At 73.8% G+C, this 26,790-nt stretch carries 21 protein-coding genes and 1 pseudogene; 15 read left to right on the top strand and 7 right to left on the bottom strand.

What is annotated here, in order from left to right:
* Nucleotides 1–6: 6 nt before the first annotated feature.
* The 4 genes from AVW11_RS05330 to AVW11_RS05345 all read right to left on the bottom strand — a co-directional run bounded on the left by AVW11_RS05330 (nt 7) and on the right by AVW11_RS05345 (nt 1,824).
* Nucleotides 7–309 (bottom strand): hypothetical protein, encoded by a 303-nt coding sequence (locus AVW11_RS05330; RefSeq protein ID WP_225884930.1) that lies wholly within the window; start codon nt 307–309, stop codon nt 7–9.
* Nucleotides 310–418: 109 nt separating this feature from the next.
* On the bottom strand, nt 419–646 hold the full coding sequence (locus tag AVW11_RS05335; protein WP_030772789.1) for a DUF3107 domain-containing protein: 228 nt from the start codon (nt 644–646) through the stop codon (nt 419–421).
* Between the two features lie 177 nt (nt 647–823).
* Nucleotides 824–1,462, bottom strand: a complete 639-nt coding sequence (locus AVW11_RS05340; protein WP_030853473.1) for a TetR/AcrR family transcriptional regulator — start codon at nt 1,460–1,462, stop codon at nt 824–826.
* Nucleotides 1,463–1,608: 146 nt separating this feature from the next.
* Complete coding sequence (locus tag AVW11_RS05345) at nt 1,609–1,824, bottom strand: hypothetical protein (protein ID WP_060176708.1); 216 nt, start codon at nt 1,822–1,824, stop codon at nt 1,609–1,611.
* Nucleotides 1,825–1,956: 132 nt separating this feature from the next.
* Here AVW11_RS05345 and AVW11_RS05350 point away from each other — a divergent pair, with 132 nt between their 5' ends.
* The 12 genes from AVW11_RS05350 (at nt 1,957) to moeZ (ending at nt 15,965) form a co-directional block, all read left to right on the top strand.
* On the top strand, nt 1,957–2,952 hold the full coding sequence (locus tag AVW11_RS05350) for an alpha/beta fold hydrolase (protein ID WP_076043388.1): 996 nt from the start codon (nt 1,957–1,959) through the stop codon (nt 2,950–2,952).
* A gap of 5 nt (nt 2,953–2,957) precedes the next feature.
* Nucleotides 2,958–4,391 carry a DUF3152 domain-containing protein gene (locus AVW11_RS05355; RefSeq protein WP_076043389.1) on the top strand — a complete coding sequence of 478 codons (1,434 nt, stop codon included), beginning with the start codon at nt 2,958–2,960 and terminating at the stop codon, nt 4,389–4,391.
* Nucleotides 4,392–4,460: 69 nt separating this feature from the next.
* On the top strand, nt 4,461–4,556 hold the full coding sequence (locus AVW11_RS39070; RefSeq protein WP_318658183.1) for an Ms4533A family Cys-rich leader peptide: 96 nt from the start codon (nt 4,461–4,463) through the stop codon (nt 4,554–4,556).
* 181 nt (nt 4,557–4,737) lie between these two features.
* The gene (locus AVW11_RS05360) at nt 4,738–6,477 is read left to right on the top strand and encodes an ABC transporter substrate-binding protein (protein WP_076043390.1); all 1,740 of its coding nucleotides are present in this window, start codon (nt 4,738–4,740) and stop codon (nt 6,475–6,477) included.
* Entirely contained in the window at nt 6,474–7,457 is a 984-nt protein-coding gene (locus AVW11_RS05365; RefSeq protein ID WP_076043391.1) for an ABC transporter permease, read from the top strand. Before AVW11_RS05360 ends, AVW11_RS05365 begins: the two co-directional genes overlap by 4 nt.
* On the top strand, nt 7,454–8,446 hold the full coding sequence (locus tag AVW11_RS05370) for an ABC transporter permease (RefSeq protein ID WP_060176713.1): 993 nt from the start codon (nt 7,454–7,456) through the stop codon (nt 8,444–8,446). Before AVW11_RS05365 ends, AVW11_RS05370 begins: the two co-directional genes overlap by 4 nt.
* Nucleotides 8,443–10,083 carry a dipeptide ABC transporter ATP-binding protein gene (locus tag AVW11_RS05375; RefSeq protein ID WP_076043392.1) on the top strand — a complete coding sequence of 547 codons (1,641 nt, stop codon included), beginning with the start codon at nt 8,443–8,445 and terminating at the stop codon, nt 10,081–10,083. The genes AVW11_RS05370 and AVW11_RS05375 overlap by 4 nt, the downstream gene beginning before the upstream one ends.
* A 193-nt stretch (nt 10,084–10,276) precedes the next feature.
* Complete coding sequence (pelF, locus tag AVW11_RS05380) at nt 10,277–11,899, top strand: GT4 family glycosyltransferase PelF (RefSeq protein ID WP_076043406.1); 1,623 nt, start codon at nt 10,277–10,279, stop codon at nt 11,897–11,899.
* Complete coding sequence (locus AVW11_RS05385; RefSeq protein WP_206281881.1) at nt 11,896–12,801, top strand: hypothetical protein; 906 nt, start codon at nt 11,896–11,898, stop codon at nt 12,799–12,801. The genes pelF and AVW11_RS05385 overlap by 4 nt, the downstream gene beginning before the upstream one ends.
* Nucleotides 12,802–12,969: 168 nt before the next feature.
* Nucleotides 12,970–13,980, top strand: coding sequence for an NAD-dependent epimerase/dehydratase (locus AVW11_RS05390; protein WP_030853502.1), 1,011 nt, complete (start codon nt 12,970–12,972; stop codon nt 13,978–13,980).
* Complete coding sequence (locus AVW11_RS05395) at nt 13,968–14,723, top strand: spherulation-specific family 4 protein (protein WP_076043393.1); 756 nt, start codon at nt 13,968–13,970, stop codon at nt 14,721–14,723. The genes AVW11_RS05390 and AVW11_RS05395 overlap by 13 nt, the downstream gene beginning before the upstream one ends.
* A 63-nt stretch (nt 14,724–14,786) precedes the next feature.
* The gene (moeZ, locus tag AVW11_RS05400) at nt 14,787–15,965 is read left to right on the top strand and encodes an adenylyltransferase/sulfurtransferase MoeZ (protein ID WP_060176718.1); all 1,179 of its coding nucleotides are present in this window, start codon (nt 14,787–14,789) and stop codon (nt 15,963–15,965) included.
* Between the two features lie 39 nt (nt 15,966–16,004).
* Here moeZ and AVW11_RS05405 read toward each other — a convergent pair whose 3' ends face one another.
* A complete protein-coding gene (locus AVW11_RS05405; protein ID WP_079250520.1) occupies nt 16,005–17,609 on the bottom strand; it encodes an alpha/beta hydrolase in 1,605 nt (534 codons plus the stop codon).
* Nucleotides 17,610–18,271: 662 nt separating this feature from the next.
* Here AVW11_RS05405 and AVW11_RS05410 point away from each other — a divergent pair.
* Complete coding sequence (locus AVW11_RS05410) at nt 18,272–18,817, top strand: SMI1/KNR4 family protein (protein WP_060176719.1); 546 nt, start codon at nt 18,272–18,274, stop codon at nt 18,815–18,817.
* Between the two features lie 14 nt (nt 18,818–18,831).
* On the opposite strand, the pseudogene AVW11_RS35645 reads toward AVW11_RS05410, so the two are convergent.
* Both AVW11_RS35645 and AVW11_RS05425 read right to left on the bottom strand, forming a co-directional pair.
* Nucleotides 18,832–19,677, bottom strand: a pseudogene (locus AVW11_RS35645) (IS5 family transposase).
* A gap of 68 nt (nt 19,678–19,745) precedes the next feature.
* Complete coding sequence (locus tag AVW11_RS05425) at nt 19,746–22,532, bottom strand: lysylphosphatidylglycerol synthase transmembrane domain-containing protein (protein ID WP_234362117.1); 2,787 nt, start codon at nt 22,530–22,532, stop codon at nt 19,746–19,748.
* Between the two features lie 167 nt (nt 22,533–22,699).
* On the opposite strand from AVW11_RS05425, the gene AVW11_RS05430 reads away from it, so the two are divergent.
* Nucleotides 22,700–23,110, top strand: a complete 411-nt coding sequence (locus AVW11_RS05430; protein ID WP_060176721.1) for an MGMT family protein — start codon at nt 22,700–22,702, stop codon at nt 23,108–23,110.
* A gap of 180 nt (nt 23,111–23,290) precedes the next feature.
* Nucleotides 23,291–26,758, top strand: a complete 3,468-nt coding sequence (locus tag AVW11_RS05435) for an ATP-dependent helicase (protein ID WP_076043396.1) — start codon at nt 23,291–23,293, stop codon at nt 26,756–26,758.
* Nucleotides 26,759–26,790 lie beyond the last annotated feature (32 nt).

Genomic DNA, 26,790 nt, shown 5'->3' on the forward strand with positions numbered 1-26,790 from the left:
CAGGGATCACCCCCGCGACGGGAGCGAAAACGGAGCCCCGTGGGGACGCCTGCGGGGCCCGCGGGCCGGACGGAGCAGCAGGGACAGCACCACGGCGGACACCAGCACGGCGCCGATCAGCGTGGCCAACAGCGTGGAGTGCCCGGGGCCGAGCGCGAAACGGGTGAGATAGGCCCCGAACAGTGCTCCCAGCACCCCGCTGACCAGCACCACGCGCCGAGAGGGAAGTCGGGACTCGAGCCTTCGGACGGCTGCGGCGGACAGGGCGAGCCCCAGCAGTGCGGAGCCGAGCACTTCCATCAGCAGCATCAGGTCTCTCCCATACGTCAGGGCAAACCGGGTCACTGCGGTCCTACCCGAAGCGGAAGAAAGAGAAACGGCCCGGTGGAATCAACCACCGGGCCGTTTCCGACAGTTCTCAGAGCGCCCCGAAACCGACCTTGCGCGTGGTCGGCTCACCCAGGTCGACGTACGACAGGCGGTCGGACGGCACCAGGACCTTGCGGCCCTTGTTGTCGGTGAGGCTCAGCAGCGGCTCGTTGCCGGACAGCGCCGCGCTGACGATGCTCTCCAGCTCCTCGGCGCTCAGGTCGCTCTCCAGCACGATCTCCCGGGGTGCGTGCTGCACGCCGATCTTGACCTCCACGGCTTTGTCCCTCCGACGATCCGGTTCGCGCGATCAGCCGCGCCGTACGCGGTCCACATTAGCCCGCCAGAGGGGATGCGGACCGCGCACAGCGGACACGCTCGCAGCGAACACCGGCGGGGGCCTCGCGGGAGCCGCGCCGCGGCGGCCGCGGCGGCCGCGTCGGCCGTCGGGCCGTCAGGATTCGGTGCCGTGCAGCGGGAAGCCGGCGATGCCGCGCCAGGCGAGCGAGGTCAGCAGGCCGACCGCCGTCTCACGGGCGACCGGGCTCTCGCTGGACAGCCAGTAGCGGGCCACCACCTGCGACACCCCGCCCAGGCCCACGGCCAGCAGCATCGACTCGTCCTTGGACAGGCCGGTGTCCTCGGCGATGACGTCGGAAATGGCCTCCGCGCACTGGAGCGAGACGCGGTCGACGCGCTCACGCACCGCGGGCTCGTTGGTCAGGTCGGACTCGAAGACCAGCCGGAAGGCGCCGCCCTCGTCCTCCACGTACGCGAAGTAGGCGTCCATGGTGGCGGCCACGCGCAGCTTGTTGTCCGTCGTCGACGCGAGCGCCGTGCGCACCGCCAGCAGCAGCGCCTCGCAGTGCTGGTCCAGCAGGGCCAGGTACAGGTCGAGCTTGCCGGGGAAGTGCTGGTACAGCACCGGCTTGCTCACCCCGGCGCGCTCGGCGATGTCGTCCATCGCGGCCGCGTGGTAACCCTGGGCGACGAAGACCTCCTGGGCCGCGCCCAGCAGCTGGTTGCGCCGGGCCCGGCGCGGCAGTCGCGTGCCCCGCGGACGCGCTGCCTCGGTCTGCTCGATGGCTGTCACGCCGCCTCCCACTTTCTCTCGGAACACAGGCGCTCTGCGCCGCGCCGCCATCGTACTTTTCGGTAACCGAATCTGGGGGGTCCAAGCCGAGTTTTCTCGCGGTACGGACGGCCGGAGGCGCTGGTCAGCGGTCGGTCGACGCTCGCTCAGCGGTAGTCGTCCTCGTCCAGCTGCACCACGCGTGCCTGCTCGGCGGCATCGCCGTCCGCGGCCTGGCCCGCCTCGCGGCCGGTGTCGGGGTCGTCGTCGCCGGGGCGGAGATCGGCCTGCTGCTCCGCCACATCCGCCTCGGGCGCCTCAGGATCGAGGGATTCCGCAAACCGCTCCCGGAAGGTGTCCGGCTCCGCAGGGTCGACAGTCATGCCGCTCCCCTCGCTTCCTTGTGTCACTTACGAGCCTAGGAGGATCGGGGAGGCGCCGCTATGCGGATCCGCGATGAGACTGTGACCGCGAACACAACAAGTGGAACGTGATCGTCTCGTAACATTGCCCGCATGTCTTCGACCGAGCTGCCGGGCGTACGGTCCGCCGCCGAGCCGTCCTCCCCCTCAGGAGCGGTCCGGCTGGCCGACGGGGAGCAGCTGCGCACCGCCGCGCTGCCCGGGCTGGAACTGGCCGTCCGGGTGCGCCCGCCCCGACGCGACGGCCTGCCGCCCGCCCTGTTCGTGCACGGCCTCGGCGGTTCCTCGCAGAACTGGTCGGCGCTGATGGAGCAGCTGGCGGACACCGTCGACGGCGAGGCCGTGGACCTGCCCGGCTTCGGATGGTCCCCGCCGCCCGCGGACCGCGACTACTCCGTCACCGCGTTCGCGCGGGCCGTCATCCGCCACCTCGACGCCGCCGGGCGCGGGCCGGTCCACCTCTTCGGCAACTCCCTCGGCGGCGCCGTCTCCACCCGGGTCGCGGCCGTCCGCCCCGACCTCGTACGCACCCTGACGCTCGTCTCGCCCGCCCTCCCCGAGCTGCGCGTGCAGCGGTCGGCCGTGCCGACCGCGCTGCTGGCCCTGCCCGGGGTGGCCGCGCTCTTCAGCCGGATGACCCAGGGCCTCAGCGCCGAACAGCGCACCCGCGGGGTGACGGACCTCTGTTACGGAGACCCCTCCCGGGTGACTCCCGAAGGGTTCCGCAACGCCGTGGAGGAGATGGAGCGCCGGATGGCGCTGCCGTACTTCTGGGACGCGATGACCCGCACCTCGCGCGGCATCGTCGACGCCTACACCCTCGGCGGCCAGCACGGACTGTGGCGCCAGGCGCAGCGGGTGCTCGCACCGTCGCTGCTGGTCTACGGTGGCCGGGACCAACTGGTCTCGTACCGCATGGCGCACAAGGCGGCCGCGGCCTTCCGGGGTTCGCGGCTGCTGACCCTGCCCGAGGCCGGGCACGTGGCGATGATGGAGTACCCCGAGGCGGTGGCCGCCGCCTTCACGGAGCTGCTGCGCGACACCGGCGCAGGGGCTGCGGTCCGGGACACCGAAGACGGCAGGGGCTGAGGGCCGTGGGACGACACAGTCGAAAATCCGGGGCGCCCGCTCCGGAGCCAGCTCCGGCGCCGGCGCCTTCAGCAGCGCGCCCGCAGGCGCAGCAGCCGGATCCCGCCGCGTACGAGGACCGGTTCGCGTACGACGCGTACGACGCGTCCGGCGACGACGTCTTCGGCAACGGCGACCCGTTCGCCGGGTGGCCCGAGCCGACCGTCACGCACCACGGCTACGTCTCCCAGGACCGCCCCGCCGCCGGCGAGCGGGCCGGCGGCCACCCCCAGCAGTACGAGACCGGCGGCGCCTGGGGGGCCGGAGCCGACTCCGTGTACGGGGACTGGCGCGGCGTACCCCGCCCGCGCTTCGGTGGCGACCCCGCGCCCGCGGCACGGGCGGCGGCCCCCGCCGCCCCCCGGGACTACGACACGCCGGCCTTCGGCACCCCTGCGGTGGGCTTCCCGCAGGTCACGTTCGACCAGCCGGCTCCCCAGGCCGCGCCCCCGGCCGCGCCGGACCCCGTCACCTCCACCGGCTCGCACCGCCTCGTGCCCGGCCCCCGGCTGCCGGCCGATGCCGTCGAGGAGCGGCCCGCCTCCGGCCGCGGCAGGAAGGCCCTGGCGTACACCGGGATGGCCGCGGCCGCGGTCACCACGGTCCTCGCGGTGGTCGTCGCCGGCCAGGGGTTCCTCGACACGGACGCCGACGAGGCCAGGGCCGGCGCGCCCGCGGCCACCGACAAGGACCGCAGCGACACGGCCGCCTCCCGCTCCGACGGCCGGCCCACCCCGAACGGCGGCGCGGCCGTCCCCGTCGCGCCGCCCGCCGCCGCGCCCGCCCCCGCGCCCGAGCTGACCTACGAACAGCAGATGGCCGCGCAGCTGCCCCTCGACCCGAAGCTGGCCGGGCCCGGGACCTTCGACACCGTGCCGGGCGTGGCCAAGGCCCCCGGCAAGGGCAAGATCGTGCGCTACCGGGTCGACGTCGAGCAGGGCCTGGGCCTGGACCCGCAGCTCTTCGCCGAGGCCGTCCACCGCACCCTCAACGACGACCGCAGCTGGGGCCACGGCGGCACGAAGACCTTCGAGCGGGTGCCGGGCGGCGAGGCGGACTTCGTGATCACCCTCGCCAGCCCGGGCACCACGGGCGTCTGGTGCGCCAAGTCCGGCCTCGACACGGTCGTCGGCAACGTGTCCTGCGACGCGGCGACGACCGAGCGGGTGATGATCAACGCCTTCCGGTGGGCGCAGGGTTCCGAGACCTACGGTCCGGACCAGATGTTCGCCTACCGCCAGATGCTCATCAACCACGAGGTCGGCCACCGGCTCGGCCACGGCCACGTCAACTGCCGCACGCCCGGCGCGCTCGCCCCGGTCATGCAGCAGCAGACCAAGTCCCTCAACATCGACGGCATTCAATGCCGGCCCAACCCCTGGGCGTTTCCCGGGAATTGACGCAGTGTCCGGTGTGTGGGCCGGTGTTCGCGTTGACAAGGTGTCCGATCATCGGCCATCGTTCTGCGCATGTCGCACCGCCACACCCTGACCGCGAGCGCCGCCATTGAGCTGGCGCTCCTCGGTGTGGCCGCGCACAGCGTGGCCGACATCTCCTGTCGCTGACGCCGGCCCGACCGCGCAGCGACCCTTTCCGTCCTTTTCGTGACGCCGCCGCGCCCGGGCACGCCCATGCCCGCAGGTGCGGCTTCCTCCTGTCCGGTGCCGGTCCGCTCCGCTGCCGCCGCCGACCGCCGCCCCTCGCGTGGCCCTTCCGTTCTCCTTCACGCCGAGAGGTCCTTCTCCGATGTCCCGTCAGTCCCACATATCGCGCCGCGTGGCCGCGGCCGCCGTCAGCCTCGTACTGGCCGGGGGCGCCGCCGCCTGCGGGCCCAAGGACGGTGCGGACGCGGCCGGCGCCGCCGGAGGCAAGCCCGGCGCCGCCGGCGCGCCGCAGAAGGGCGGCACGCTGACCGTCCTGAACTCCGAGCCGCAGAACGACTTCGACCCGGCCCGGCTCTACACCTCGGGCGGCGGAAACGTTCCCTCGCTGGTCTTCCGCACCCTGACCACCCGCAACCGGGAGGACGGCGCGGCCGGCACCAAGGTCGTGCCCGACCTGGCCACCGACATCGGCCGGCCCAACGCCGACGCCACCGAGTGGACCTACACCCTCAAGGACGGCCTCAAGTACGAGGACGGCTCCCCGATCACCACCGCCGACATCAAGTACGGCATCGAGCGGTCCTTCGCCGCCGAGCTGTCGGGCGGAGCCCCGTACCTGCGCGACTGGCTCGTCGGCGGCGAGTCCTACGAAGGCCCGTACAAGGACGGAGGCAAGGGACTCGACTCGATCGCCGTGCCCGACGCGAAGACGATCGTCTTCAAACTGCGCAAGCCCGAGGGGGAGTTCCCCTTCGTCGCCACCCAGACGCAGTTCGCCCCCGTCCCCAGGGCCAAGGACACCGGCGCCAAGTACGAGGAGCACCCGCTCTCCTCCGGCCCCTACAAGGTCGTCGGGAACGAGAACGACGGCGAGCGCCTCACCCTGGAGCGCAACGAGCACTGGGACCAGAAGACCGACGAGGAGCGCAAGGCCTACCCGGACCGGATCGACGTCCGCTCCGGTCTGGACGCCGCCGTCATCAACCAGCGCCTGACCACCAGCGCCGGACCCGACGCGGCGGCCATCACCACCGACACCAACCTCGGCCCGGCGGAGCTGGCGCAGGTCGGCGAGAACAAGGAGCTCGCCGGCCGCGTCGGCACCGGCCACTTCGGCTACGTCAACTACATCGCCTTCAACCCGAAGGTCGCGCCCTTCGACAACCCGAAGGTGCGCCAGGCGATCTCCCACGCGATCAACCGCACCAGCGTGGTCAACGCCGCCGGCGGCTCCGCGCTGGCCGAGCCCGCCACCACCTTCCTGCCCGAGCGGGAGGCCTTCGGCTTCACCCCCTACGACCACTTCCCGGCGGGGAAGACCGGCGACCCGGCCAAGGCGAAGGAACTGCTGAAGGAGGCGGGCTTCCCCGACGGCCTCACCGTCACCCTGACCCACTCCACCGCGCAGAACCGCCAGACCAGCCCCGAGGTCGCCACCGCCGTCCAGCAGGCGCTCGCCGCCGCCGGCATCACCGTCAAGCTGGAGGGCCTGGAGAACAACGCCTTCAACGAGCGGCGCTGGGACGCCAAGAACACCCCCGGCTTCTTCCTCTCCCGCTGGGGCGCCGACTGGCCGTCCGGCGGCCCCTTCCTCGCGCCCATCTTCGACGGCCGGCAGATCGTGACCGGCGGCTCCAACTACAACCACGCGCAGCTCGACGACCCCGCCGTCAACGCCGAGATCGACGAGATCGCCAAGCTCACCGACCTCGCCGCGGCCGGCAAGCGCTGGGGAGCCCTCGACAAGAAGATCGGCGAGCAGGCCCTCACCGTGCCGCTCTTCCACCCGGTCTACAAGCGGCTCGTCGGCAAGGACGTCAAGAACGTCGTCATCAGCGACTGGACCGGCGTCCTCGACATCTCGCAGGTCGCGGTCAAGTGAGCCTCACCCTCGAACGGTCCGCGCCGGCGCCCGGGGCCGTCCCCCCGGGCGCCGGCGCCGGACGCCAGGTGTGGCGGCGCCTGCGCCGACGGCCCTCCGCCGCCGTGGCCGCCGCCGTACTGGCCCTGCTCGTCCTGCTCGCCCTCGCCGCCCCACTGGTCGCGCACCTCACCGGCCAGGACCCGAACACCTACCACGACGACCTCGTGGACTCCGCCCGCGGCGGCGTCCCGATCGGCTCCTTCGGCGGGATCTCCGCCGACCACTGGCTCGGCGTCGAACCGGGCACCGGCCGCGACCTGTTCACCCGGCTCCTGTACGGGGCACGCGTCTCGCTGCTCGTCGCCCTCGGCGCGGTCGCCGTACAGACGGCCGTCGGTGTCGCCGTGGGCCTCGCCGCCACGCTCGGCGGACGCACCGCGGACCAGGTCATCGGGCGGACCACCGACGTGATGATCGCCCTGCCGATGCTGGTCATCGGCATCGCCCTCACCGCCGTCGTCCCGCCCGACTTCCCCCGCCCGCTGCTGCTCGTCCTCATCATCGGGCTGCTCGATTGGGGCGGCACCGCCCGGATGGTGCGCGCCCAGGCCCTGGCCCTGCGCGGCCTCGACTTCGTCGACGCCGCCCGGCTCGCCGGAAGCGGAAAGCTGCGCATCGCCCGGCGCGAACTGCTGCCGTCCCTGGCCGCACCCGTGATCACCTACGCCGCGATCAAGGTGCCCACCGCCATCGTCGCCGAGGCCTCGCTGTCCTTCCTGGGCGTCGGCGTGAAGCCGCCCACCCCCTCCTGGGGGCAGATGCTCTCCAGCGCCCAGACCTGGTTCCGCGCCGACCCCGCCTACGTCCTGCTCCCCGCCGGACTGCTCTTCACCACCGTGCTCGCCTCCACCGTCCTCGGCGACGCCGTCCGCACGGCACTCGACCCGCGCGAAGGCTCCCGCCTGCGGGTCGGCACCGGAAAGGAGCGCACGGGGTGACCCGGTTCGTCCTCAAGCGGACCGGCGGCGCACTGCTCGTGCTGCTCGCCCTGTCCGTCATCGTCTACTCCCTGTTCTACCTGGCCCCCGGCGACCCCGCCCGCCTCGCCTGCGGCGAGCGCTGCAACCCGCAGCAGATCGCCCAGGTCCGCGAACAGCTCGGGTTGAACGAGTCCACCGTCGCCCAGTACCTGCACTTCCTCCAGGGACTGGTGGCCGGCCGGGACCACTCCGCCGGAGCCGGGCTCGTCCTGCACTGCGACGCGCCCTGCCTGGGCCTGTCGTACCAGACCGACCAGCAGGTCACCGACCTGATCCTGACCAGGCTGCCCGCCACCCTGTCGCTCGCGCTGGGCGCCCTGGCCATCTGGCTGCTGGTCGGCGTCGGCACCGGAGTGCTGTCCGCGCTGCGCCGCGGCGGCATCACCGAACGCCTGCTGACCGTCCTCACCCTCGCCGGCACCGGCACGCCCGTCTTCATCCTGGGGCTGCTGCTCCTCATGGCGGTCTGCGCGTACCTGCAGTGGCTGCCGTTCCCGACCTATGTGCCGCTCACGGAGGACCCCGAGCAGTGGGCCTGGAACCTGCTGCTGCCCTGGCTGACGCTCGGCCTGTTCGAGAGCGCCAAGTACGCGCGGATCACGCGCAGTTCGACCCTCGAAACCCTCGCCGAGGACCACATCCGCACCTTCCGCGCCTACGGGGTGGGGGAGCGGGCCCTGGTCACCCGGCACGCGGTGCGCGGCGCCGTCGCCCCCGTGATCGCCCTCAGCGCCGTCGACTTCGGCACGATGATCGGCGGCGCGGTGCTGACGGAGTCGCTGTTCGGGATCCCCGGGCTCGGCAAGACCCTCATCGACGCGGTGCGGGTCGTGGACCTGCCCGTCGTGGTGGGCGTCGTCCTGGCGATCGGCACGGCCGTGGTCGTCGCGGGCGCCGTCGCCGACCTGCTGTACGCGGCCGCGGACCGAAGGGTGGCCCTCGCATGACGCAGACACTGGTGGAGGTCGCCGACCTCGCGGTCGAATTCCCCGTCGACGGCGCCGACGCCTACGTACGAGCCGTGGACAAGGTCTCCTTCACCCTGGAGGAGGGCCGCGCCCTGGGCATCGTGGGCGAGTCCGGCAGCGGCAAGTCCACCGTCGCCGCCGCCCTGCTCGGCCTGCACCGCGGCACGGGCGCGCGCCTGTCCGGCACCGTCCGGGTCGGCGGCACCGACGTGGCCGCGGCGACACCCGCCGCACTGCGCCGGCTGCGCGGCGGGACGGCCGCCATGGTCTTCCAGGACCCGCTCAGCTCCCTGGACCCGTACCTCGCCATCGGCGACCAGATCGCCGAGGTCCACCGGATCCACTCGGGCGCCTCCCGGCGGGCCGCCCGCGCCCGGGCCGTCCGGGTGCTCGACCGGGTGGGCATCGCGGACGCCGCACGCCGCTCCCGCGCCCGCCCGCACGAGTTCAGCGGCGGCATGCGGCAGCGCGCCCTCATCGCGATGGCGCTGGCCTGCGACCCGCGGCTGCTGATCGCCGACGAGCCGACCACCGCGCTGGACGTCACCGTCCAGGCCCAGATCCTGGACCTGCTGCACGGGCTGCGCGAGGAGCGCGGCCTCGGCCTGCTGCTGGTCACCCACGACGTGGGCGTGGCCGCGGAGAGCGTGGACGAACTCCTCGTCATGCGGGACGGCTCCGCCCTGGAGCGCGGCCCGGTGGCCTCCGTGCTCGCCGCACCGGCCGAGGCGTACACGCGCGCGCTGCTGGCGGCGGTGCCGAGACTGGACGGGCCGCGGGCCTCCCGGTCCCTGCCCGGACCCGCGCCGGACAGCTCGGCCGCACCCGTCGTCGAAGCCGTGGAACTGCGGCGGGAGTTCGGCCGGCGCGGGCGGCGCGTCGCCGCCGTCGCCGGGGTGTCCCTCGCCGTGCGCGCAGGGGAGACCCTCGGCATCGTCGGCGAGAGCGGCTCCGGCAAGAGCACGCTGGGGCGGATGCTCGTCGGACTCGTGCAACCCGACTCCGGCCTGGTCCGGCACGGCGGCGCCCCCGCCACCGGGATCACGTCCGGCGTGCAGATGGTCTTCCAGGACCCGGTCTCCTCCCTCAACCCGCGCCGCAGCATCGGCGAGTCCATCGCCGACCCGCTGCGCGCGGCCGGGGAACGCGACGAGGCGGCCCTGCGCGCCCGCGTCGGGGAACTGCTGGAGCGCGTCGGCCTGGAGGCCGGGCACTACGACCGCTACCCGCACGAGTTCAGCGGCGGCCAGCGCCAGCGGGTGGGCATCGCCCGGGCACTGGCGCCCCGGCCCCGGCTGATCGTCTGCGACGAGCCCGTCTCGGCCCTCGACGTGACCACGCAGGCACAGGTCACCGCTCTGCTGGCGCAGCTCCAGCGGGAGTCCGGCATCGCCCTGGTCTTCATCGCGCACGACCTCGCCGTGGTCCGCCAGGTCAGCGACCGGGTCGCCGTCATGCGGGCCGGCCGGATCGTGGAGGAGGGCCCGGTGGACCAGGTCTACGACCGTCCGGTCCACCCCTACACGCGCCGCCTGCTGGCCGCCGTACCGGGCCTGGACCCGGAGCAGGCCGCGCAACGCCGGTCCTCGCGCCAGGAGGCCCTGGCCACCGCCTAGTTGGGGCCCGGCCAAGGCTGTACTTCTAGCGTGCTCGAACGCGAACCGTACGGGAAAGTTACGACTCTTCACCCCTTCCGGTGGCGCGACGGACAACCGTCCGTCGCGCCTTCGGCATATCCGCTTGAGTTCTTCCGCGGCGGGTCGCCTGACCGACGGCGACCGCCTGGACGGGAGATCGGGGGTGCCACTCGTGCGGATCGGACTACTCACGGAAGGTGGTTATCCGTATGCGACGGGCGAGGCCAGGCTGTGGTGCGACCGGCTCGTGCGCGGACTCCCGCAGCACGAGTTCGAGCTGTACGCGCTGAGCCGCAGCGCCGAGCAGGAACGCGCCCGGGTCCCGCTGCCCGAGCACGTCGCCCACGTCCGCACGGCTCCCCTGTGGGCCCCCGCCGACGACGGGCGGACCTACGCCCGGCGCGAGCGCCGGCGGTTCGCCGACTGCTTCGGCGAGCTGGTCCACGGCATCTGCGCAGGCGCGCCGGACCCCTTCGCGGCCGGGCTCTACGGGCTCGCCGACCTCGCCCGCGAACAGGGCGGGCTCCACGCCGCGCTGCGCTCCGAGTCGGCGGTGCGGGCGCTGGAGGGCGCCTGCCGGGCCCACGGCGCGAGCCGCACCGTCCAGGCGGCGCACGTCGCCGACCTGCTGGAGTTCGTCGACGAACTGGAGCGCATGCTGCGCCCGCTGTCCCTCGACTGGTACGAGGAGGACGCCCGCGGCGAGGGCCTCGGCGCGGTCGACGTCTGCCACGCGGCGGCGGGCGGGGTGGCGGCGCTCCCCGGACTGCTGGCCAAACGCTTCTTCGGGGTTCCGCTGCTGGTCACCGAGTACGGGGTCCAACTGCGCGCCCACTACCTGTCCCACCTCGGCGCCGGGCGGGGCGAGGAGCCCCGCCCCGCCGTACGGGCCCTGCTCGCCGCCTTCCACCTGCGGCTGGCCTGCGAGATCTACGCCCGGGCCGACTTCCTGACCCCCGGCAACGCCCACGCCCGGCGCTGGCAGGAGCGGTGCGGCGCCGGCCGCGACCGGCTGCGGACCGTCCACCCGGGGATGGAGGCGGACCGATTCGCCACCGTCGGGGAGTCCGCCGACCGCGGGGACCCGGACACCCTCGTGTGGGTCGGCCGGGTGGAGCCCGCCAAGGACCTCATCGCCCTGCTGCACGCTTTCGCCGAGGTCAGGAGGGCCGAACCGCGCGCCCGGCTGCGGATCTTCGCCACGGCGGCGGATCCCGGCTACCTCGCCGACTGCCGTTCCCTCGCCGCACAGTTGTTCCCCGACGAGGCCGCCGACAGCGTCACCGTCGGGGAGAACTCGGTCGCCTTCGAGGAGATCGGCGGACCCGAGGCACCCTCCGCGGCCGACGCGTACGGCGCCGGGCGGGTCGTCGTGCTGTCCTCCGTGATCGAGGGCTTCCCCGTCACCCTCGCCGAGGCGATGTTCTGCGGGCGCGCCACCGTCTCCACCGACGTCGGCGCGGTCTGCGAGGTCATCGGCGGCACCGGGCTCGTCGTCCCGCCGCGCAACCCGCGGGCGCTCGCCGAGGCCTGCCTGTCCCTGCTCGGGGACGCCGAGCGGGCGGAGCGGCTCGGAGCCGCGGCCCGGGCGCGGGCCCTGGAGCTGTTCACCGTCGCGCAGAACGTCGCCGCCTTCCAGGAGATCTACCTGCGGCTGCTCGCCAAGGGCTCCGGGCGGCCCGACGGCGGCGGCATCCCCTTCGCCCGGCCCCCGGAGGCGCGGGTGCCCGGGCACTGGACCAGCCCGACCTGGGCCAAGCCCGCACCGGACCCGACCTCGGAGGCCGCCGTATGACCACCGTCGACCCCGACACCGCAGTCCCGCCGTCACCGGCGGCCGAAAAGGTGCGCCGACGGGCCGCCGGCGATCCCGTCAAGGCCCTGCTGCACCGGCACCGCACGCTGTGCGAGCGGGCCGTGGACCCCCTGGAGATCGCAGCCGGGCTGGAGGCCCACGGGATCACCGACCGCACCGCGGCCCGCTTCCGCCACCGCGACGTCTTCTCCCTGGCCGAGGAGCTGTACGCACGCAGCCCGCGCGCAGAGGCTCCGGCCGCCGCCCCGGCCCCGGTCCCGGCCGGGCCGTCCGCCCACCGCGCCTTCGGCTGCGCGCTGCTGCCCGGGGCCCTCGCCGCGGCCGCGGCCGCCGCGGGCCAGGCGTGGGCCGGGCCGGCCGCCGTGGCCGCCGCCGTCGCCGCCCTGGTGTGGCCGGGGCGGGCCGGCGGAGGCCGCTTCCCCTGGCTCGCGCACCTGCTGGCCGCCGCCGTCGCGGGCTGGGCCGCGTACCGGTACGGCACCGCCCTCGCGGTCGGCCTCGCGCTGGCCGTCGCCCCCGGTCACCTGCTCGCCACCGCCTTCGCGGCCGGGGCCCGGGCCCGGCTCGGCGGCAGCCGCGCCCTGGAGGACTTCGCCGACCGGGCCCGCCCGCTGCTGCTCACGGTCGTCGCGGGCTTCACCGCGGCCGCCGCCGGGGCCGCCGCGCTCGCCGGCACACCGCTGCCGGTGGCCGTGCCGCTCGCCCTGCTGCTCTTCCTGACCCGGCTGCTGCTGCGCCACGGATCCCGCCGCGGACCCGTCGCCGCCGCACTCGCCCTCGCCCTGATCCCGGTCCCGGCGGCGGCCACCGCCGCCGCGGCCGCCCTCCTCGTCCACGCCGTCCTCGCCCTGTCCCGCGCATCCGCGCATGCCAGGCCGTGACGTCCCCCGGGACCACCGCGCCGACCGCGCCCTGATCCGGCCCGATCGGCAGGACACCGCCCGGGAGCCGACGCCGTGGCGCTCCGCCCGTACCCCGCCCCATCCGTCCGTCCGTCCGCAAGGAGAAACAGACATGACCGGCCAGCCAACCAACCAAGGGGTCACGCGATGAGGGTGCTGCTGATCGGAGCCAACGGATACCTCGGCCGCTACGTCGCCGACCGGCTGCTCGCCGACCCGGCCGTCCAGCTCACCGCGCTCGGCCGCGGCGACGACGCCGACGTCCGCTTCGACCTCGCCACCGGCAGCCCCGGAGCGCTCACGCGCTTCCTCGACGCCGTCCACCCCGGCGTCGTCATCAACTGCGCCGGAGCCACCCGGGGCGGGGCCCGCGAACTCACCCGGCACAACACCGTCGCCGTCGCGACGATCTGCGAGTCCCTGCGCCGCAGCGGCTGCGGGGCCCGGCTCGTGCAGCTCGGCTGCGCCGCCGAGTACGGGCCCAGCCAGCCCGGATCCTCCACGGCCGAGGACGCCGTCCCGAGACCCGGCGGACCGTACGGCGTCAGCAAACTGGCCGCCACCGAGCTGGTCCTCGGCTCCGGGCTGGACGCCGTCGTGCTGCGGATCTTCTCTCCCGTCGGCCCGGGCACCCCGGCCGGGTCACCGCTCGGCCGCCTCGCCGAGGCCATGCGCCGCGCGATGCAGTCCGGCGACGGCGAGCTCAAGCTCAGCGGCCTCGGAGTGCAGCGCGACTTCGTCGACGTACGGGACGTGGCACGGGCCGTGCACGCCGCATCCCTGTCCGCCGCCCAGGGCGTGGTGAACATCGGCACCGGCCGCGCCGTCCGGCTGCGCGACGCGGCCGCCGTCCTGGCACGGGTCGCCGGATACGGCGGAGCCCTGCACGAGCTGGACGTACCGCACGGCGGACCCCAGCAGGCGCACGGGCACCCCGGCCGCCCGGCCGGCCTCGCCTCCATCGGGTCCCCCCGCTCCGAGGCCACCGCCGAGCAGATGGCCGCCGCGGTCCCCCAGCCGTACCCCTACCCCGACGGCTGCGGGGCCTGGCAGCAGGCCGATGTGCGGACCGCCCGCGACCGGCTCGGCTGGCGGCCCCGGATCAACCTGGAGGAGTCCCTCGCGGACATCTGGATGGAGGCGGCATGCCGCATCTGACCACTCCGCCGGGGGCCCTGACCTCAGCCGCGACCGGGGCGGGCCGCCTCGGACTGGGTATCCCCGGCTACGCGCACCCGCTGCTCGCCCCCGTGGAGTGGGCCGAGCTGACCCGCCCCGGCACCCCGCTGCACTGGGCCGTGCTGAACGTGTCGGACGGCCCGGGCGGGCGGCCCGATCCGCACTGCACCGAAGCGGCGGCGAAGCTGCAGGGCGCGGGCGGCACGGTCCTCGGCCATCTCGCGATGCGGGACGGATCGCGCTCCTTCGGGGAGCTGGTCTCCGACGCCCACCGCTTCCGCGACTGGTACGGCGTCGGCGGCTTCTACCTCGCCGACGCCCCGGCCGACCGGGCGGACCTGGAACCGGTGCGCCGTGTCGTCGACACCCTGCGCGGTCTGGGCGAGGACCTGCGGATCGTCCTCGGGCACGGCACGCACCCCCACGAGGGCTACGCGGAGGCCGCCGACCAGCTGGTCACCTTCTCCGGGGCGTGGGCCGACTACCGCTGGTCGCAGGTGGCGGAGTGGACGGCGGACCACCCGCCGGAGCGGTTCTGCCACCTGGTCCACGGGGTGCCGCGCACCCACCTGGAGGAGGCGATGAGGGTGGCCCGCTGGCAGGGCGCCGGCACGATCTGGTTCACCGACCGCCGCGCGGTCGGGGACCGTGACCCGTGGGCCTCGATGCCCGGGTACTGGGACGAAATCGTCTCACGTATCGGAACAGGTGTCTTGGAATGAAGACGGGCGTGGCAGTGTTACGGAGAGAACCACCGTTACGTCGTAACCATCTACGGAGTCCCCGTGTCGCTGCCACCCCTGGTCGAGCCGGCTGCTGAGCTCACCGTTGACGAGGTCCGTCGGTACTCCCGTCACCTGATCATCCCGGACGTCGGGATGGACGGCCAGAAGCGCCTGAAGAACGCCAAGGTGCTGGCCGTGGGCGCGGGCGGACTCGGCTCGCCCGCCCTCATGTACCTGGCCGCGGCCGGCGTCGGCACGCTGGGCATCGTGGAGTTCGACGAGGTCGACGAGTCGAACCTGCAGCGTCAGATCATCCACAGCCAGTCGGACATCGGCCGCTCCAAGGCCGAGTCCGCCCGCGACAGCGTGCTGGGCATCAACCCGTACGTGAACGTGGTCCTTCACGAGGAGCGGCTCGAGGCCGAGAACGTGATGGAGATCTTCAGCCAGTACGACCTCATCGTCGACGGCACGGACAACTTCGCCACGCGCTACCTCGTCAACGACGCCTGCGTGCTGCTGAACAAGCCGTACGTGTGGGGTTCGATCTACCGCTTCGACGGCCAGGCCTCGGTCTTCTGGTCCGAGCACGGCCCCTGCTACCGCTGCCTCTACCCGGAGCCGCCGCCGCCGGGCATGGTCCCGAGCTGCGCCGAGGGCGGCGTCCTGGGCGTGCTCTGCGCGTCCATCGGCTCCATCCAGGTCACCGAGGCCATCAAGGTCCTCACGGGTGTCGGCGAACCGCTGGTCGGCCGCCTGATGATCTACGACGCCCTGGAGATGCAGTACCGCCAGGTCAAGGTCCGCAAGGACCCCGACTGCGCGGTGTGCGGCCCGAACGCGACCGTCAAGGAACTCATCGACTACGAGGCCTTCTGCGGCGTCGTGTCGGAGGAGGCCCAGGAGGCGGCCGCCGGCTCCACGATCACTCCGAAGCAGCTCAAGGAGTGGATCGACGGCGACGAGGCGATCGAGATCATCGACGTCCGCGAGGTCAACGAGTACGAGATCGTCTCGATCCCCGGCGCGAAGCTGATCCCCAAGGGCGAGTTCCTGATGGGCACCGCCCTCCAGGACCTCCCGCAGGACAAGCGCATCGTCTTGCACTGCAAGACGGGTGTCCGCAGTGCGGAAGTCCTCGCGGTCCTGAAGTCCGCGGGCTTCGCCGACGCGGTGCACGTCGGCGGCGGCGTCATCGGCTGGGTCCACCAGATCGAGCCCACGAAGCCGGTGTACTGATCCCTTCGTGCTGTCTCCGGTTCCCCGGACCGGTCCCGATCAGGCGCCGAGGGGCTCCACGGGCACCGACGGCTGGGCGGGGGACTGTGTGGCGTCCGGGGGCGGGGTGCACACGGTGTTCGCGGGCGGCACCTTCCCGTCCAGCAGGTAGGAGTTCACGGCGCCCTGCACGCACGGGTCGCCGCTGTTGTACGCCCCGTGCCCCTCGCCCTTGTACGTGAGCTCCACGCCGACGCCGGGGCCCAGCCGCTCGACCATCTTGCGGGCGCCCTCGTACGGGGTGGCCGGGTCGCCCGTGTTGCCGATCACCAGGATCGGGTCGGCGCCCGGGGCGGAGACGTCCGGGGTGGACGCCGTGCCGGGGACGGGCCAGCCGGTGCAGCCCATCATGGCCCAGCCGAGGAAGTCCCCGAAGACGGGAGAGGCGGCGCGGAAGGCGGGCAGCTTCGCCTTGGTCTGCTCCAGCGTGTAGCGGTCCTTGGAGTCGACGCAGTTGATCGCGGTGTTGGCGGCGCCGATGTTGCTGTAGTTGCCGTTCTGGTCACGGCCGTTGAGGGCGTCGGACAGCGCCATCAGCAGCTGCCCCTGGCCGCCCTCCGCCTCGTCCAGCCCCTGCTCCAGCAGCGGCCACAGCTCCTGGGAGTAGAGGGCCTGGGCGATGCCGTTGGTCGCGGAGGACTCGGTCAGCATCCGGTCGCCGATCCCCGGGATGGGTCGGGCGGCCAGCTGCTTCTGGAGCTTGATGATGTTCTCCTCGATCTCCTTGGCGGTGCTGCCCTGGAGTCGGCACTCGTCGCCCCGGTCCACGCAGTCCTGCGCGAAGTTGCCGAGGGCCAGCTGGAATCCCTCGGCCTGGCCGAGCGCGCCTTCCTCGGAGGTCGCGGTCGGGTCGACGACGGCGTCGAACACGGCCCGGCCGACCTTGTCGGGGAAGAGGTGGGCGTAGACCCCGCCCAGCTCGGTCCCGTAGGAGATCCCGAAGTAGTGGAGCTTCTCGTCGCCGAGGGCCTGGCGGATCCGGTCGAGGTCGCGGGCGGCGTTCTCGGTACCGACGTACGGGAGCACCTTCCCGGAGTTCGCCTCGCAGGCCTGCTGGTACTTGCGGGTGTTGTCGAGGTACGCCTTCTCCGCCTCCGGGGTGTCGGGGGAGGAGTCCGAGGCGTAGTAGGCGTCGAGCTGCTTGTCGTCCAGGCACAGGACGGGGGCGCTGCGGCCCACCCCGCGGGGGTCGAAGCTGACGAGGTCGTAGCGCTCGCGCAGGGCCTCGTACTCCTTGGCGGCGCCGGGCAGCGTGGTGATCCCGGACCCGCCGGGTCCGCCGAAGTTGAACACGAGCGAGCCGAGGCGCTCGTCCTGGTTCCTCGCCTTCGCCCGGATCAGCGCGAGAGGAATCGTTTCTCCTTCGGGGTCCGCGTAGTCGAGCGGCACGTGGAGCGTGGCGCACTGCCAGTCCTTGGGCGGCGCCTGCCCGCCCCCCTCGGCCGTCGTCGGAGCCTCGCAGTCCTTCCACTTCAGAGGCGGCGCCCCCTCGGTGCCTCCGGCCTTCGGTGTCTTCTCCTCCCCGCTGTCCGAACAGCCACTGGTACTGGCCGCCCCGGCCACGAGAGCGACGGCGACGGCGACCCGCAGGAGGTATTTGGGCATGTCACCATCCTGCGCGCCCCCGTCCGCCACCGCCCGCGCGCTGACCCGTTCGGGTCTGCCGGCGCCGGCGCCGGCGCCGGCCCGCCTCGGCTGCCACGCCGCCTCCGCCAGGGCCTGCCGCCCGGCCGCCCGGCCCGTCGCCACGCAGGCGGCCACACCGCCGGCCGCGCAGGCGGCGCCGCACAGGGCGATGCCCGGCCGCCTCGCGACCGCCTCGCGGGGGTCGCGCCCTCCGTGGTGGTGGCCGACGGCGTACTGCGGCAGGCCCCGGTCCCAGCGGGTCACGCGCGCCGCGACGGGCTCGCCCTGAGCCCCGGCCGTCGTGGCGGGCGACGCTCCGGGCAAGGCCGCGCGGACGGCCTCCAGCAGCGCGGCGTACGGGCTTGCGGCCACGCCGCGCCCGGCGCGCGATGCGCCGGCGGCCGCCCCGGCCACGTCCGCGCCCCGCAAGCGCACAGCGCCGGGTACCCCGGAGCGCAGTGCCGAGGCGCGGGGCGGGCCCCGCACATCCGCAGACCGGGCCGGAGGCTAGGCCGTTTCCTTCGGATCCAGCAGGGTTCAGAAGGCGGCGCCCCGGGAGTTCGCTGTAGAGCCGGTCCTCGTAGATTGCCCCTCGGAGACGACAGACCGCGCTGTGTGGGCGGCGGGCCGAAGGGGGAGACATGTGCGGTACGGACGCGGTGGCGGCACTTGGCGAGCTCATGCCGGTGACTGACGGGGTCGACGAGCGCGTCGACTGGGGCGAGGTCGAGGCCGTCTGGGGGACCCGATTCCCCTCGGACTACGTCCGCTTCATGGAGGTGTACGGGGCGGGGGCAATCAGCGAGACGATCAGCATCCTGCTGCCGACACCGCATGTCGAGGGGTGGCCTTACCGAACTGACCCGGGCCTGCAGGACGAGACCGACGTCGCCCGCGAGACGTGGGAGATGCTTCGCGACGAGACCGACTTCGACGTGGACCCCGAGTCCATCGTTGCGTGGGGCGTGACCTCGGGCGCGGACATCTACTCCTGGGTGACCGCGGGCGACGACCCGGAACGATGGCCGGTCCTGATCTTCTCAAGGGGCAACGACGTCATGCGGTTGGTCCCTCTAGGGATGGCGGAGTTCCTTCATCGGCTCCTGAGCGATGTGGCGTTTCGAGAAGGGAAGATCAACATCGTCCTACCGGACGAGGCGTCCTTCGTGAACTGGCGGAACCGCTAGCACGCAAACTCGGATCATCCTGCCGACCAGATGAAAATGGCGGCGAGGTGGAGCCCGGCGAGGTAGATGGCGGCGGTCTTGTCGTAGCGGGTGGCCAGGCCTCGCCACTGCTTGAGCTTGTTGATGCACCGCTCGACGGTGTTCCGCTGCTTGTGGGCCTCGCGGTCGAAGGCCGGCGGGCGGGTCGCCGAACCGGCCGAGCCGTTTGCAGTTGGCGACCTGGCCCGCGGGCTGTGGAATGACGGCCCGGATGCCGCGCCGCCGAAGGTGGCGGCGGATCGCCCGGGACGAGTAGGCCTTGTCGGCCAGAACCACCTCCGGCGTGACTCTGGGACGGCCGATCCGTCGTGGCACCCGCAACCGGGTCATGACTTGCTCGAATGCGGGCGCGTCACCTGCCTGGCCGGGCGTGATGACGAAAGCCAGAGGTCGACAACGGCTGTCGGCGGCGAGGTGGATCTTCGTGGTCAGGCCGCCGCGGGAGCGTCCGAGGGCATGGTCGGCCGGCTCGCCGGCCGGGGCCCCTTTCGGCGGGCCCCAGCGGCGTGCTGGTGAGCACGCACGATCGTGGAATCGACCGCGCCGACCCAGTGCAGGTCGCCTTCAGCGTCGGCCTGAGCCGGCAGGGTGGTGAAGACCTTCTCCCAGGTGCCGTCGGCCGCCCACATCCGCAGCCGGTTATGGACACCCCTCCACGACCCGAAGTGCTCGGGCAGGTCCATCCACGGCGTCCCGGTCCGGTACTTGAACGCGATCGCGTCGATCACCTGCCGGTGATCCCGCCACCGCCCACCCCGCCGAGGAATCCGGTCCGGCAGCAACGGCTCGATCCTCGCCCACTGGGCGTCAGTCAACGACACACATCAACCAACGATCCGATGATCCGACGGAAGCGTGCCTAGTGCTGTGACCGGCAAGGTTCACAGCACTAGATCGCTTCCTTGCGGGTCAGGAAGTTGAACGAGATCCACCCCGGCAGCACCGGCAGCCAGAACGTCATCAGGCGGAACAGCAGCACCGCCGAGATGGCGACCTCCTTCTCCAGCCCCGCCGCGATCAGGCCCAGCGTCAAGGTGGTCTCCACCGCGCCCATGCCGCCCGGCGTCGGCGCGGCCGAACCGAGCGCGTTGCCCGCCAGGAACACCACCGCGATGCTCGCGTAGCTGATGGCCTCGCCGCCCCCGAACGCCCTGATCGACGCGTCCAGGCACATCACGAAGCAGCCGGTCAGCAGCAGCATCCCGCCGATGCCCGTCATCAGCTTCTTCGGCCGCTGGAGCACGTCCAGCATGCGCGGCACCACGCCCGCGAACAGGGCCCGCACCCGCGTGACGATGAACTTCCGCATGAACGGGACCGCCGTCACCACCAGCACCAGCACCGCCACCGTGAGCAGCCCCGCGATGACCGCCCGGGACGGGGTCATCTCCGGGGTCTTCTCGGTCCCGGTCAGGTAGCCGAAGGACAGCAGCAGCAGGATGTGGCTGGCCAGCCCGAACAGCTGCGAGGCGCCGACGCTCGCGACCGCCAGCCCCGGCCGGACGCCCGCCCGCTGCAGGAAGCGCGTGTTCAGCGCGACGCCGCCGACGGCCGCCGGGGCCACCAGCTTCACGAACGACCCGGCCACCTGGGCGACCACGGTCCGCAGGAACGACACCCGCTCCGGCACGAAGCCCAGCAGGCTCATCGCCGCGGCGAAGTAGCTGAGGGCCGAGAAGGCGAGCGCCGCCCCGACCCAGCCCCACTGCGCATCGCCGATGATCGTGCCGAAGTCCACATGCGCCAGCTGCGTGAGCAGGAAGTACGCCCCGAAGGCACCCGCGATGAACGACACCAGGGTCCGCGGCCGGATCCGCTCCAGCCGGGCCGGCTCCACCGGCGCCTGGGGGCGGATGAGGAGCACCTGCCGGCGGATCTGGCTCAGCAGGTCCTCCTCCCGGGCCTCGTCCAACGCCTCGTCGAGGGCCCTCTTCTCGGCCTTGCGTTCGGCCGCGGCCGAGGTCGGGGCCGAGGCCGCCTCGGATCCCGCCTCGCGTGCGGCCTTCGCCGCCCGCGAGGACTCCAGTACGGCCTCCCGCTCGCGCTCCGCCCGCTCCCGGGCCAGCTTGCGCAGCGTCGCCCGGGTGGAACGGCTCAGCGCGATCGGCTGGAGCAGCGGCAGGCAGTCCGCCACGATGTCCGGGCCGAGCACAGACACCGCCGAGGCCACCGAGCGCTCCGCGCCGACCCGCAGGCCGAGGGTGGCCAGCAGCTGCGCGACGTCCATCCGCAGCACCAGGTCGCCGGCCGCGATCTCGCCGCCCCGCAGGTCGGTGAGGATGACGTTGCCGGAACGATCCACCACGAGCGCGTCCCCGGTGAGCCTGCGGTGCGCGATCCGCCGCGACTGCAGGGCCCGCACCTGCGCCCACGCGTTGCGGGTCAGCTCGTCGGTGATCTCCTCGTCGGGGAGGGAGTCCAGGGTCCGGCCGCCCAGGTGCTCGTACACGAGCATCACCGCGTCCGGACCCAGCTCGGACGTGGCGATCAGCTTCGGCGCGTTCGCCCCGGCCGCGATGGCCGCGTACGCGAGGAGCGCCTCCTGCTCCAGGGCCTGCCGCAGCGACTGCAGGCTGCGGCGGGTGGTGATGCCGCGCAGGGTGAGCCGGCGCCAGACCCGGTAGAAGAAGCCCTGGGCCTGCTGCTCCCGGTCGACGACGGTGACGTCGAGCGGAGGACCGTCCTCCAGGGTGACGTGGTAACGCCGGCCGCGGTCACCGGTCTCGGACGCCTCCGGGCCCTCGGGGCCCTCGGCGCGCATCGCGCTGACCGGCTGGAAGCCGACGCGGCGCAGCCCGGCAAGGAGGTTCTGCCCGGTGGGGCGCACATTGGGAGAGCCGACGGCGTAGAGGGTGCCGTAGGCCACGCTCCACCCGATCAGCACGGTGAGGATGATCGAGAAGGGGGTGGTGTAGCCGTTGACCAGCATGGTGAGCGCGTTGAGCAGCAGCACCACCCACAGCGCGACGCGCCAGTGCGGTCTGCGGGTCATACCCACCGCGGTCATGTACGCGATCACCGGCGCGAGGTAGCCGTGCACCGGATCGGTGAGGGCCCCGCCGCCCGCGGGCCGGGTCAGGGCGTCCTGGATGCTGCCGGGGGCGGCCTGGGAGACCCACAGGTCGGTGGCGAGGGTGACGCCGTGCGCGAGGACGGCGGCGAGCACGCCGTCGGCGATGCGCAGACCGTCGCGTTTGATCAGCCGCTCGATGGCGAAGGCGACGGGGAGCAGCAGCACCGCGATGCTGGAGACCAGCGCCGCGACCTTGATCAACAGGTCCGGCGCCTGGCCGGTGCCCTTGCTGATGTCCTCCTCGAGGCCGACGGTGGTGCCGTGGGCGAAGGCGGCGATGCCGAGCAGGACGGCGATGCCGAGGATGCCGACGAGGAGGCGTACGAGGTCGGAGGGCCGGTGCACGCGGGCGGCGAGCAGCGGTTCGTCGACCTCGACCCGGTCGGCGTCGGTCGGGGCGTGGCCGTGCGGGGCCTCCGCGTCGTCGCTGTGGGCGTCGCGGGTGCCGGTGTCGTCGGCGGTGTCGCTGTGGTCGTGGGCGCCGGGGGTACGGCCGGCCGGCAGGTCCGGCGCGAGGTCCTCGGGGCGGTTCTGCGAGCGGGAGGCGGGGCCGTCGTCAGGGCGCGCGCCGTCGTCCCCCGCCGCGCCTTCCGGAGGGCTCACACCCTGCTCCTTCGTCGTCACATCCGTCTCTTCTTGATCACGTATCACCAGTCACCGCCCGGAAGATGGTGGCACGGACCGAGGGGCCGCCGGGGCATCAGGGTGCGCGCCGGTCCGGAACCACAACTTCCACCGACGGGTGGCCGGCGTACTGCACCATGTGCTGAATGAGTGAGGAGCTGCCCGCGTACGCGGAGCGCGTACTGGAGGCCGTCGAGCGTATTCCGCCCGGCCGGGTGATGACATACGGAGACGTCGCCGAATGGCTCGGCGAGGGAGGACCCCGCCAGGTCGGGCGTGTCATGGCACTGTACGGGGGAGCCGTGCCCTGGTGGCGCGTGGTGCGGGCGGACGGCCTGCCGCTGCCGGGCCACGAGGCCCGCGCCCTGGAGCACTACCGGACGGAGGCGACGCCGCTGCGCCTGGCGGCCGGCGGCGATCCGCGCCTGGACATGCGCCGGGCACGCTGGGACGGCTCCCAGGCAGAGCACCCCGGACAGGACGGTGGGCAGGGCCCCGGAGAGGACCCCGGAGAGGACCCCGGACGGGGCGGCGGGCGCGACGAGGCTCACACCTGACAGCTTCGGCCATGCGGCGCCGGGGCGGGCGGTCGGGCGACCGTGCGAACGCCCGTCCGGGGTACCCGGGGGGACTGCGCGGCACGCGCCGGTTGCCGTAGCGTTGCCTCTTCGGCTTCCGCGCGAGCCGTCACGGCAGCACCGCCACACCACGCAGACCCACCAGGACCGGCACCTCACGTGATCACCTCTTCCTCGGACCGCACCGAACGGCGGCGTACGCGGACCCCCGACGCGTACCGCCTCGTGCGCACCGGGCCGGAACGGGTGGATCCCCCTGTGCTGGACGCAGCGCAGCGGGCGGTGGTTGACCACCCCGGCGGACCACTGCTGGTCCTGGCCGGACCGGGCACGGGGAAGACGACCACGCTGGTCGAGGCCGTCGCCGCCCGCGTGGAAGCCGGTACGGACCCCTCCCGGATCCTGATCCTCACCTTCAGCCGCAAGGCGGCGGTCGAACTGCGCGACCGGGCCGCCCTGCGGCTCGGCGGCGCGCGCGCCCCGCAGGCCACCACCTTCCACTCCTTCTGCTACGGCCTGGTCCGCGCCCACCAGGACACCGACCTCTTCGCCGACCCGCTGCGGCTGCTGTCCGGCCCCGAGCAGGACGTGATGGTCCGCACCCTGCTGGAAGGCCAGCGCCGGATCCGCTCGATCCGCTGGCCGGACGACCTGCGGGCCGCGCTGACCACGCGCGGGTTCGCCGACGAGGTCCGGGCGGTCCTCGCCCGCGCCCGCGAGCTGGGCCTCGGCCCGACGGCCCTCGCCGACTTCGCCGACCGCATCGGCCGCCCCGACTGGAAGGCGGCGGCGGCCTTCCTCTCCGAGTACCTCGACGTCCTGGACATGCAGGGCACGCTGGACTACGCGGAACTGCTGCACCGCGCGGTCCTCCTCGCCGAACGGACGCCGTCACTGGCGTCGGCCTACGACGCGATCTTCGTCGACGAGTACCAGGACACGGACGCCTCGCAGCTGCGGCTGCTGCGGGCCCTCGCCGGGCACGGCGGCACGCTGGTCGCCTTCGGCGACCCGGACCAGTCGATCTACGCCTTCCGCGGCGCCGACATCAACAACGTGCTGGACTTCGAGTCCGCCTTCCCCGGCGCGCAGGTCAGGGCCCTGACGGTGGGCCGCCGCTCCGGCGCGGCCCTCCTGGCGGCCACCCGCCTCCTGACGACCCGTATGCCGGTGCCCCGCCTCCCCGCGGACACGGTCCGCGCGCACCGCGCCCTGCGGGCCACGCGGGAGGGCGGCCGGGTGGAGGTCTTCACGTACCCGACGGCCGGCGCCGAGCTGGACAACATCGCCGACATCCTGCGCCGCGCCCACCTGGAGGACGGCGTGCCCTGGCAAGACATGGCCGTCCTGGTCCGCGCCGGCGGCCGCACCCTCCCGGCGATGCGCCGCGCCCTGATCGCGGCGGGAGTCCCGGTCGAGACCGACGGCACGGACACCCCCCTCCGCCACGAACCGGCGGTGGCCCCCCTCCTGGCGGCCCTCCGCCTGGCCGCCACCCCCACCGCGGGCCTGCCCGGCGCCGCGGACGGGGTCCCGGCCGCCGGTGCGCCCGCCGCGGTCGGTTCCGGCGGCGAGGGCGTCGTACCGGCTGCCGCCGCGGGCGGCCCCGGCGGCGAGCCGCATCGCGGAGACCGGCCCGCGCAGTCGGCTCCGGCGGCCGACACCCTCGCGGACCCGGACGGGGGCAGCGGCCTTCCCGACGGAGCCGACGCGGGTGCGGGCCCCGGGGCCGGTCCCGCACAGCCCGCCGACCCCGCCGGAGGCGTCGAGGCGGCGCTCATGCTGCTCGCCTCCCCCCTCGGCGGGATGGACGCCGCCGACCTGCGGCGGCTCGGCCGCGCCCTGCGCGACGAGGAGCGTGCCGCAGGCGTCAAGGTGCCCGCGCCCTCCGACGTCCTGCTCGCCCGTGCCCTCGCCGAGCCCGAGCGCCTCACCGCGCACGACCCCGCGTACGCCCGGGGCGCGCAGCGCCTCGGCCTGCTGCTGCGCAAGGCCCGCGAGCTCCTCCAGGGCGGCGGCACCGCCGAAGAGGCCCTGTGGATCCTCTGGGACGGCACGCCCTGGCCCGACCGGCTGGAACGCCGGGCCCGCCGCGGCGGCCCGGCCGGCCGCAACGCCGACCGCGACCTCGACGCCGTCTGCGCCCTCTTCGACACCGCCGCCCGCGCCGAGGAGCGCACCGGCGGCAGCGGCGCGCTCAACTTCCTCGAACAACTGGAGGCGGAGGACATCGCCGCCGACACGTTGACGGCCCGCACCACGCGCCCCGACGCGGTCCGGCTGATGACCGCCCACCGCTCCAAGGGCCTGGAGTGGTCCCTCGTCGTCGTCGCGGGCGTCCAGGAGGGCCTGTGGCCCGACCTGCGCCGCCGCGGCTCACTCCTGGAGGCCGACCGCATCGGCCGCGACGGCCTCGCCGAGCCCCTCACGCCGGGCGCCCTCCTCGCCGAGGAACGACGCCTCTTCTACGTCGCCGCCACCCGCGCCCGCGACCGCCTCGTCGTCACCGCCGTCAAGGCCCCCGCCGAGGACGGCGACCAGCCCTCCCGCCTCCTCACCGAGCTCGGCGTCACCCCGAAGGACGTCACCGGCAGGCCCCGCCGCCCCCTCGCCGTGCCGGCGCTCGTCGCCGAGCTGCGCGCCACCACCGTCGACCCGGACGCCTCGCCCGCCCTGCGCGACGCGGCCGCCCGCCGCCTCGCCCGCCTCGCCGCGCTCACCGACGACGAGGACCGCCCTCTCGTCCCCGCCGCGCACCCGCAGCGCTGGTGGGGCCTGTACGAGCCCACCCGCAGCAGCGTCCCGCTCCGCGACCGGGACCGGCCCGTCGCGCTGTCCGGCAGCGCCCTGGACCAGCTCGCCAACACCTGCTCCCTGCAGTGGTTCCTCGGCCGTGAGGTCAAGGCCGACGCCCCGTCCACCGCCGCCCAGGGTTTCGGCAACGTCGTCCACGTCCTCGCCGACGAGGTCGCCTCCGGGCGCACCCCCGCCGATCTGGCCGTCCTCATGGAACGCCTCGACACGGTGTGGGACGCCCTCGCCTTCGACGCGCCCTGGAAGTCGGCCCAGGAGAAGGAGAACGCCCGCGCCGCCCTGGAACGCTTCCTGCGCTGGCACACCACCGACCGCGGCGGCCGGGCGGCCGTGGCCACGGAGCACGAGTTCGACGTCACGCTCGAAGCCGGCGACGTCGCCGTCCGCGTCCGCGGCTCCATGGACCGCGTCGAGGCGGACCCGCAGGGGCGCGCGTACGTCGTCGACTTCAAGACCGGCAAGTCCGCGCCCACCAAGGACGAGGTGGCCCGCCACCCCCAGCTCGCCGTCTACCAGCTCGCCGTCCGCGAGGGTGCCGTCGACGAGGTCTTCGACGGGGTGCGCCCCGCATCCGGCGGCGCCGAACTCGTCCAGCTCCGCCAGGGCGCCGCGCAGCGCGACGGCGGCGAGACGGTCCCCAAGGTCCAGGCCCAGCAGCCGCTCGACGGGGAGTGGGTCGGCGACCTGCTCGCCACCGCCGCCGGCCGGGTCCTCGACGAGCGCTTCGCGCCCGCCGCGGGCCGCCACTGCGACCACTGCTCCTTCCGCAGCTCGTGCAGCGCCCGCCCCGAGGGCCGCCAGACAGTGGAGTGAGCCCGGCGACCGCGCTCGGCGGTCGGGGCTGT

It is taken from the genome of Streptomyces amritsarensis (assembly GCF_001953875.1).
GTDB classification, from domain to species: Bacteria; Actinomycetota; Actinomycetes; order Streptomycetales; family Streptomycetaceae; genus Streptomyces; species Streptomyces amritsarensis.

Bases quoted from the DNA above. Each gene is read 5' to 3' on its own strand.
- AVW11_RS05345 (WP_060176708.1), bottom strand. From the start codon at position 1,824: ATGACTGTCGACCCTGCGGAGCCGGACACCTTCCGGGAGCGGTTTGCG.
- AVW11_RS05390 (WP_030853502.1), top strand. From the start codon at position 12,970: ATGAGGGTGCTGCTGATCGGAGCCAACGGATACCTCGGCCGCTACGTC.
- AVW11_RS05330 (WP_225884930.1), bottom strand. From the start codon at position 309: ATGCTGCTGATGGAAGTGCTCGGCTCCGCACTGCTGGGGCTCGCCCTG.
- AVW11_RS39070 (WP_318658183.1), top strand. From the start codon at position 4,461: ATGTCGCACCGCCACACCCTGACCGCGAGCGCCGCCATTGAGCTGGCG.
- AVW11_RS05410 (WP_060176719.1), top strand. From the start codon at position 18,272: ATGTGCGGTACGGACGCGGTGGCGGCACTTGGCGAGCTCATGCCGGTG.
- AVW11_RS05375 (WP_076043392.1), top strand. From the start codon at position 8,443: ATGACGCAGACACTGGTGGAGGTCGCCGACCTCGCGGTCGAATTCCCC.
- AVW11_RS05430 (WP_060176721.1), top strand. From the start codon at position 22,700: ATGAGTGAGGAGCTGCCCGCGTACGCGGAGCGCGTACTGGAGGCCGTC.
- AVW11_RS05395 (WP_076043393.1), top strand. From the start codon at position 13,968: ATGCCGCATCTGACCACTCCGCCGGGGGCCCTGACCTCAGCCGCGACC.
- AVW11_RS05385 (WP_206281881.1), top strand. From the start codon at position 11,896: ATGACCACCGTCGACCCCGACACCGCAGTCCCGCCGTCACCGGCGGCC.
- AVW11_RS05350 (WP_076043388.1), top strand. From the start codon at position 1,957: ATGTCTTCGACCGAGCTGCCGGGCGTACGGTCCGCCGCCGAGCCGTCC.
- AVW11_RS05405 (WP_079250520.1), bottom strand. From the start codon at position 17,609: ATGCCCAAATACCTCCTGCGGGTCGCCGTCGCCGTCGCTCTCGTGGCC.
- AVW11_RS05360 (WP_076043390.1), top strand. From the start codon at position 4,738: ATGTCCCGTCAGTCCCACATATCGCGCCGCGTGGCCGCGGCCGCCGTC.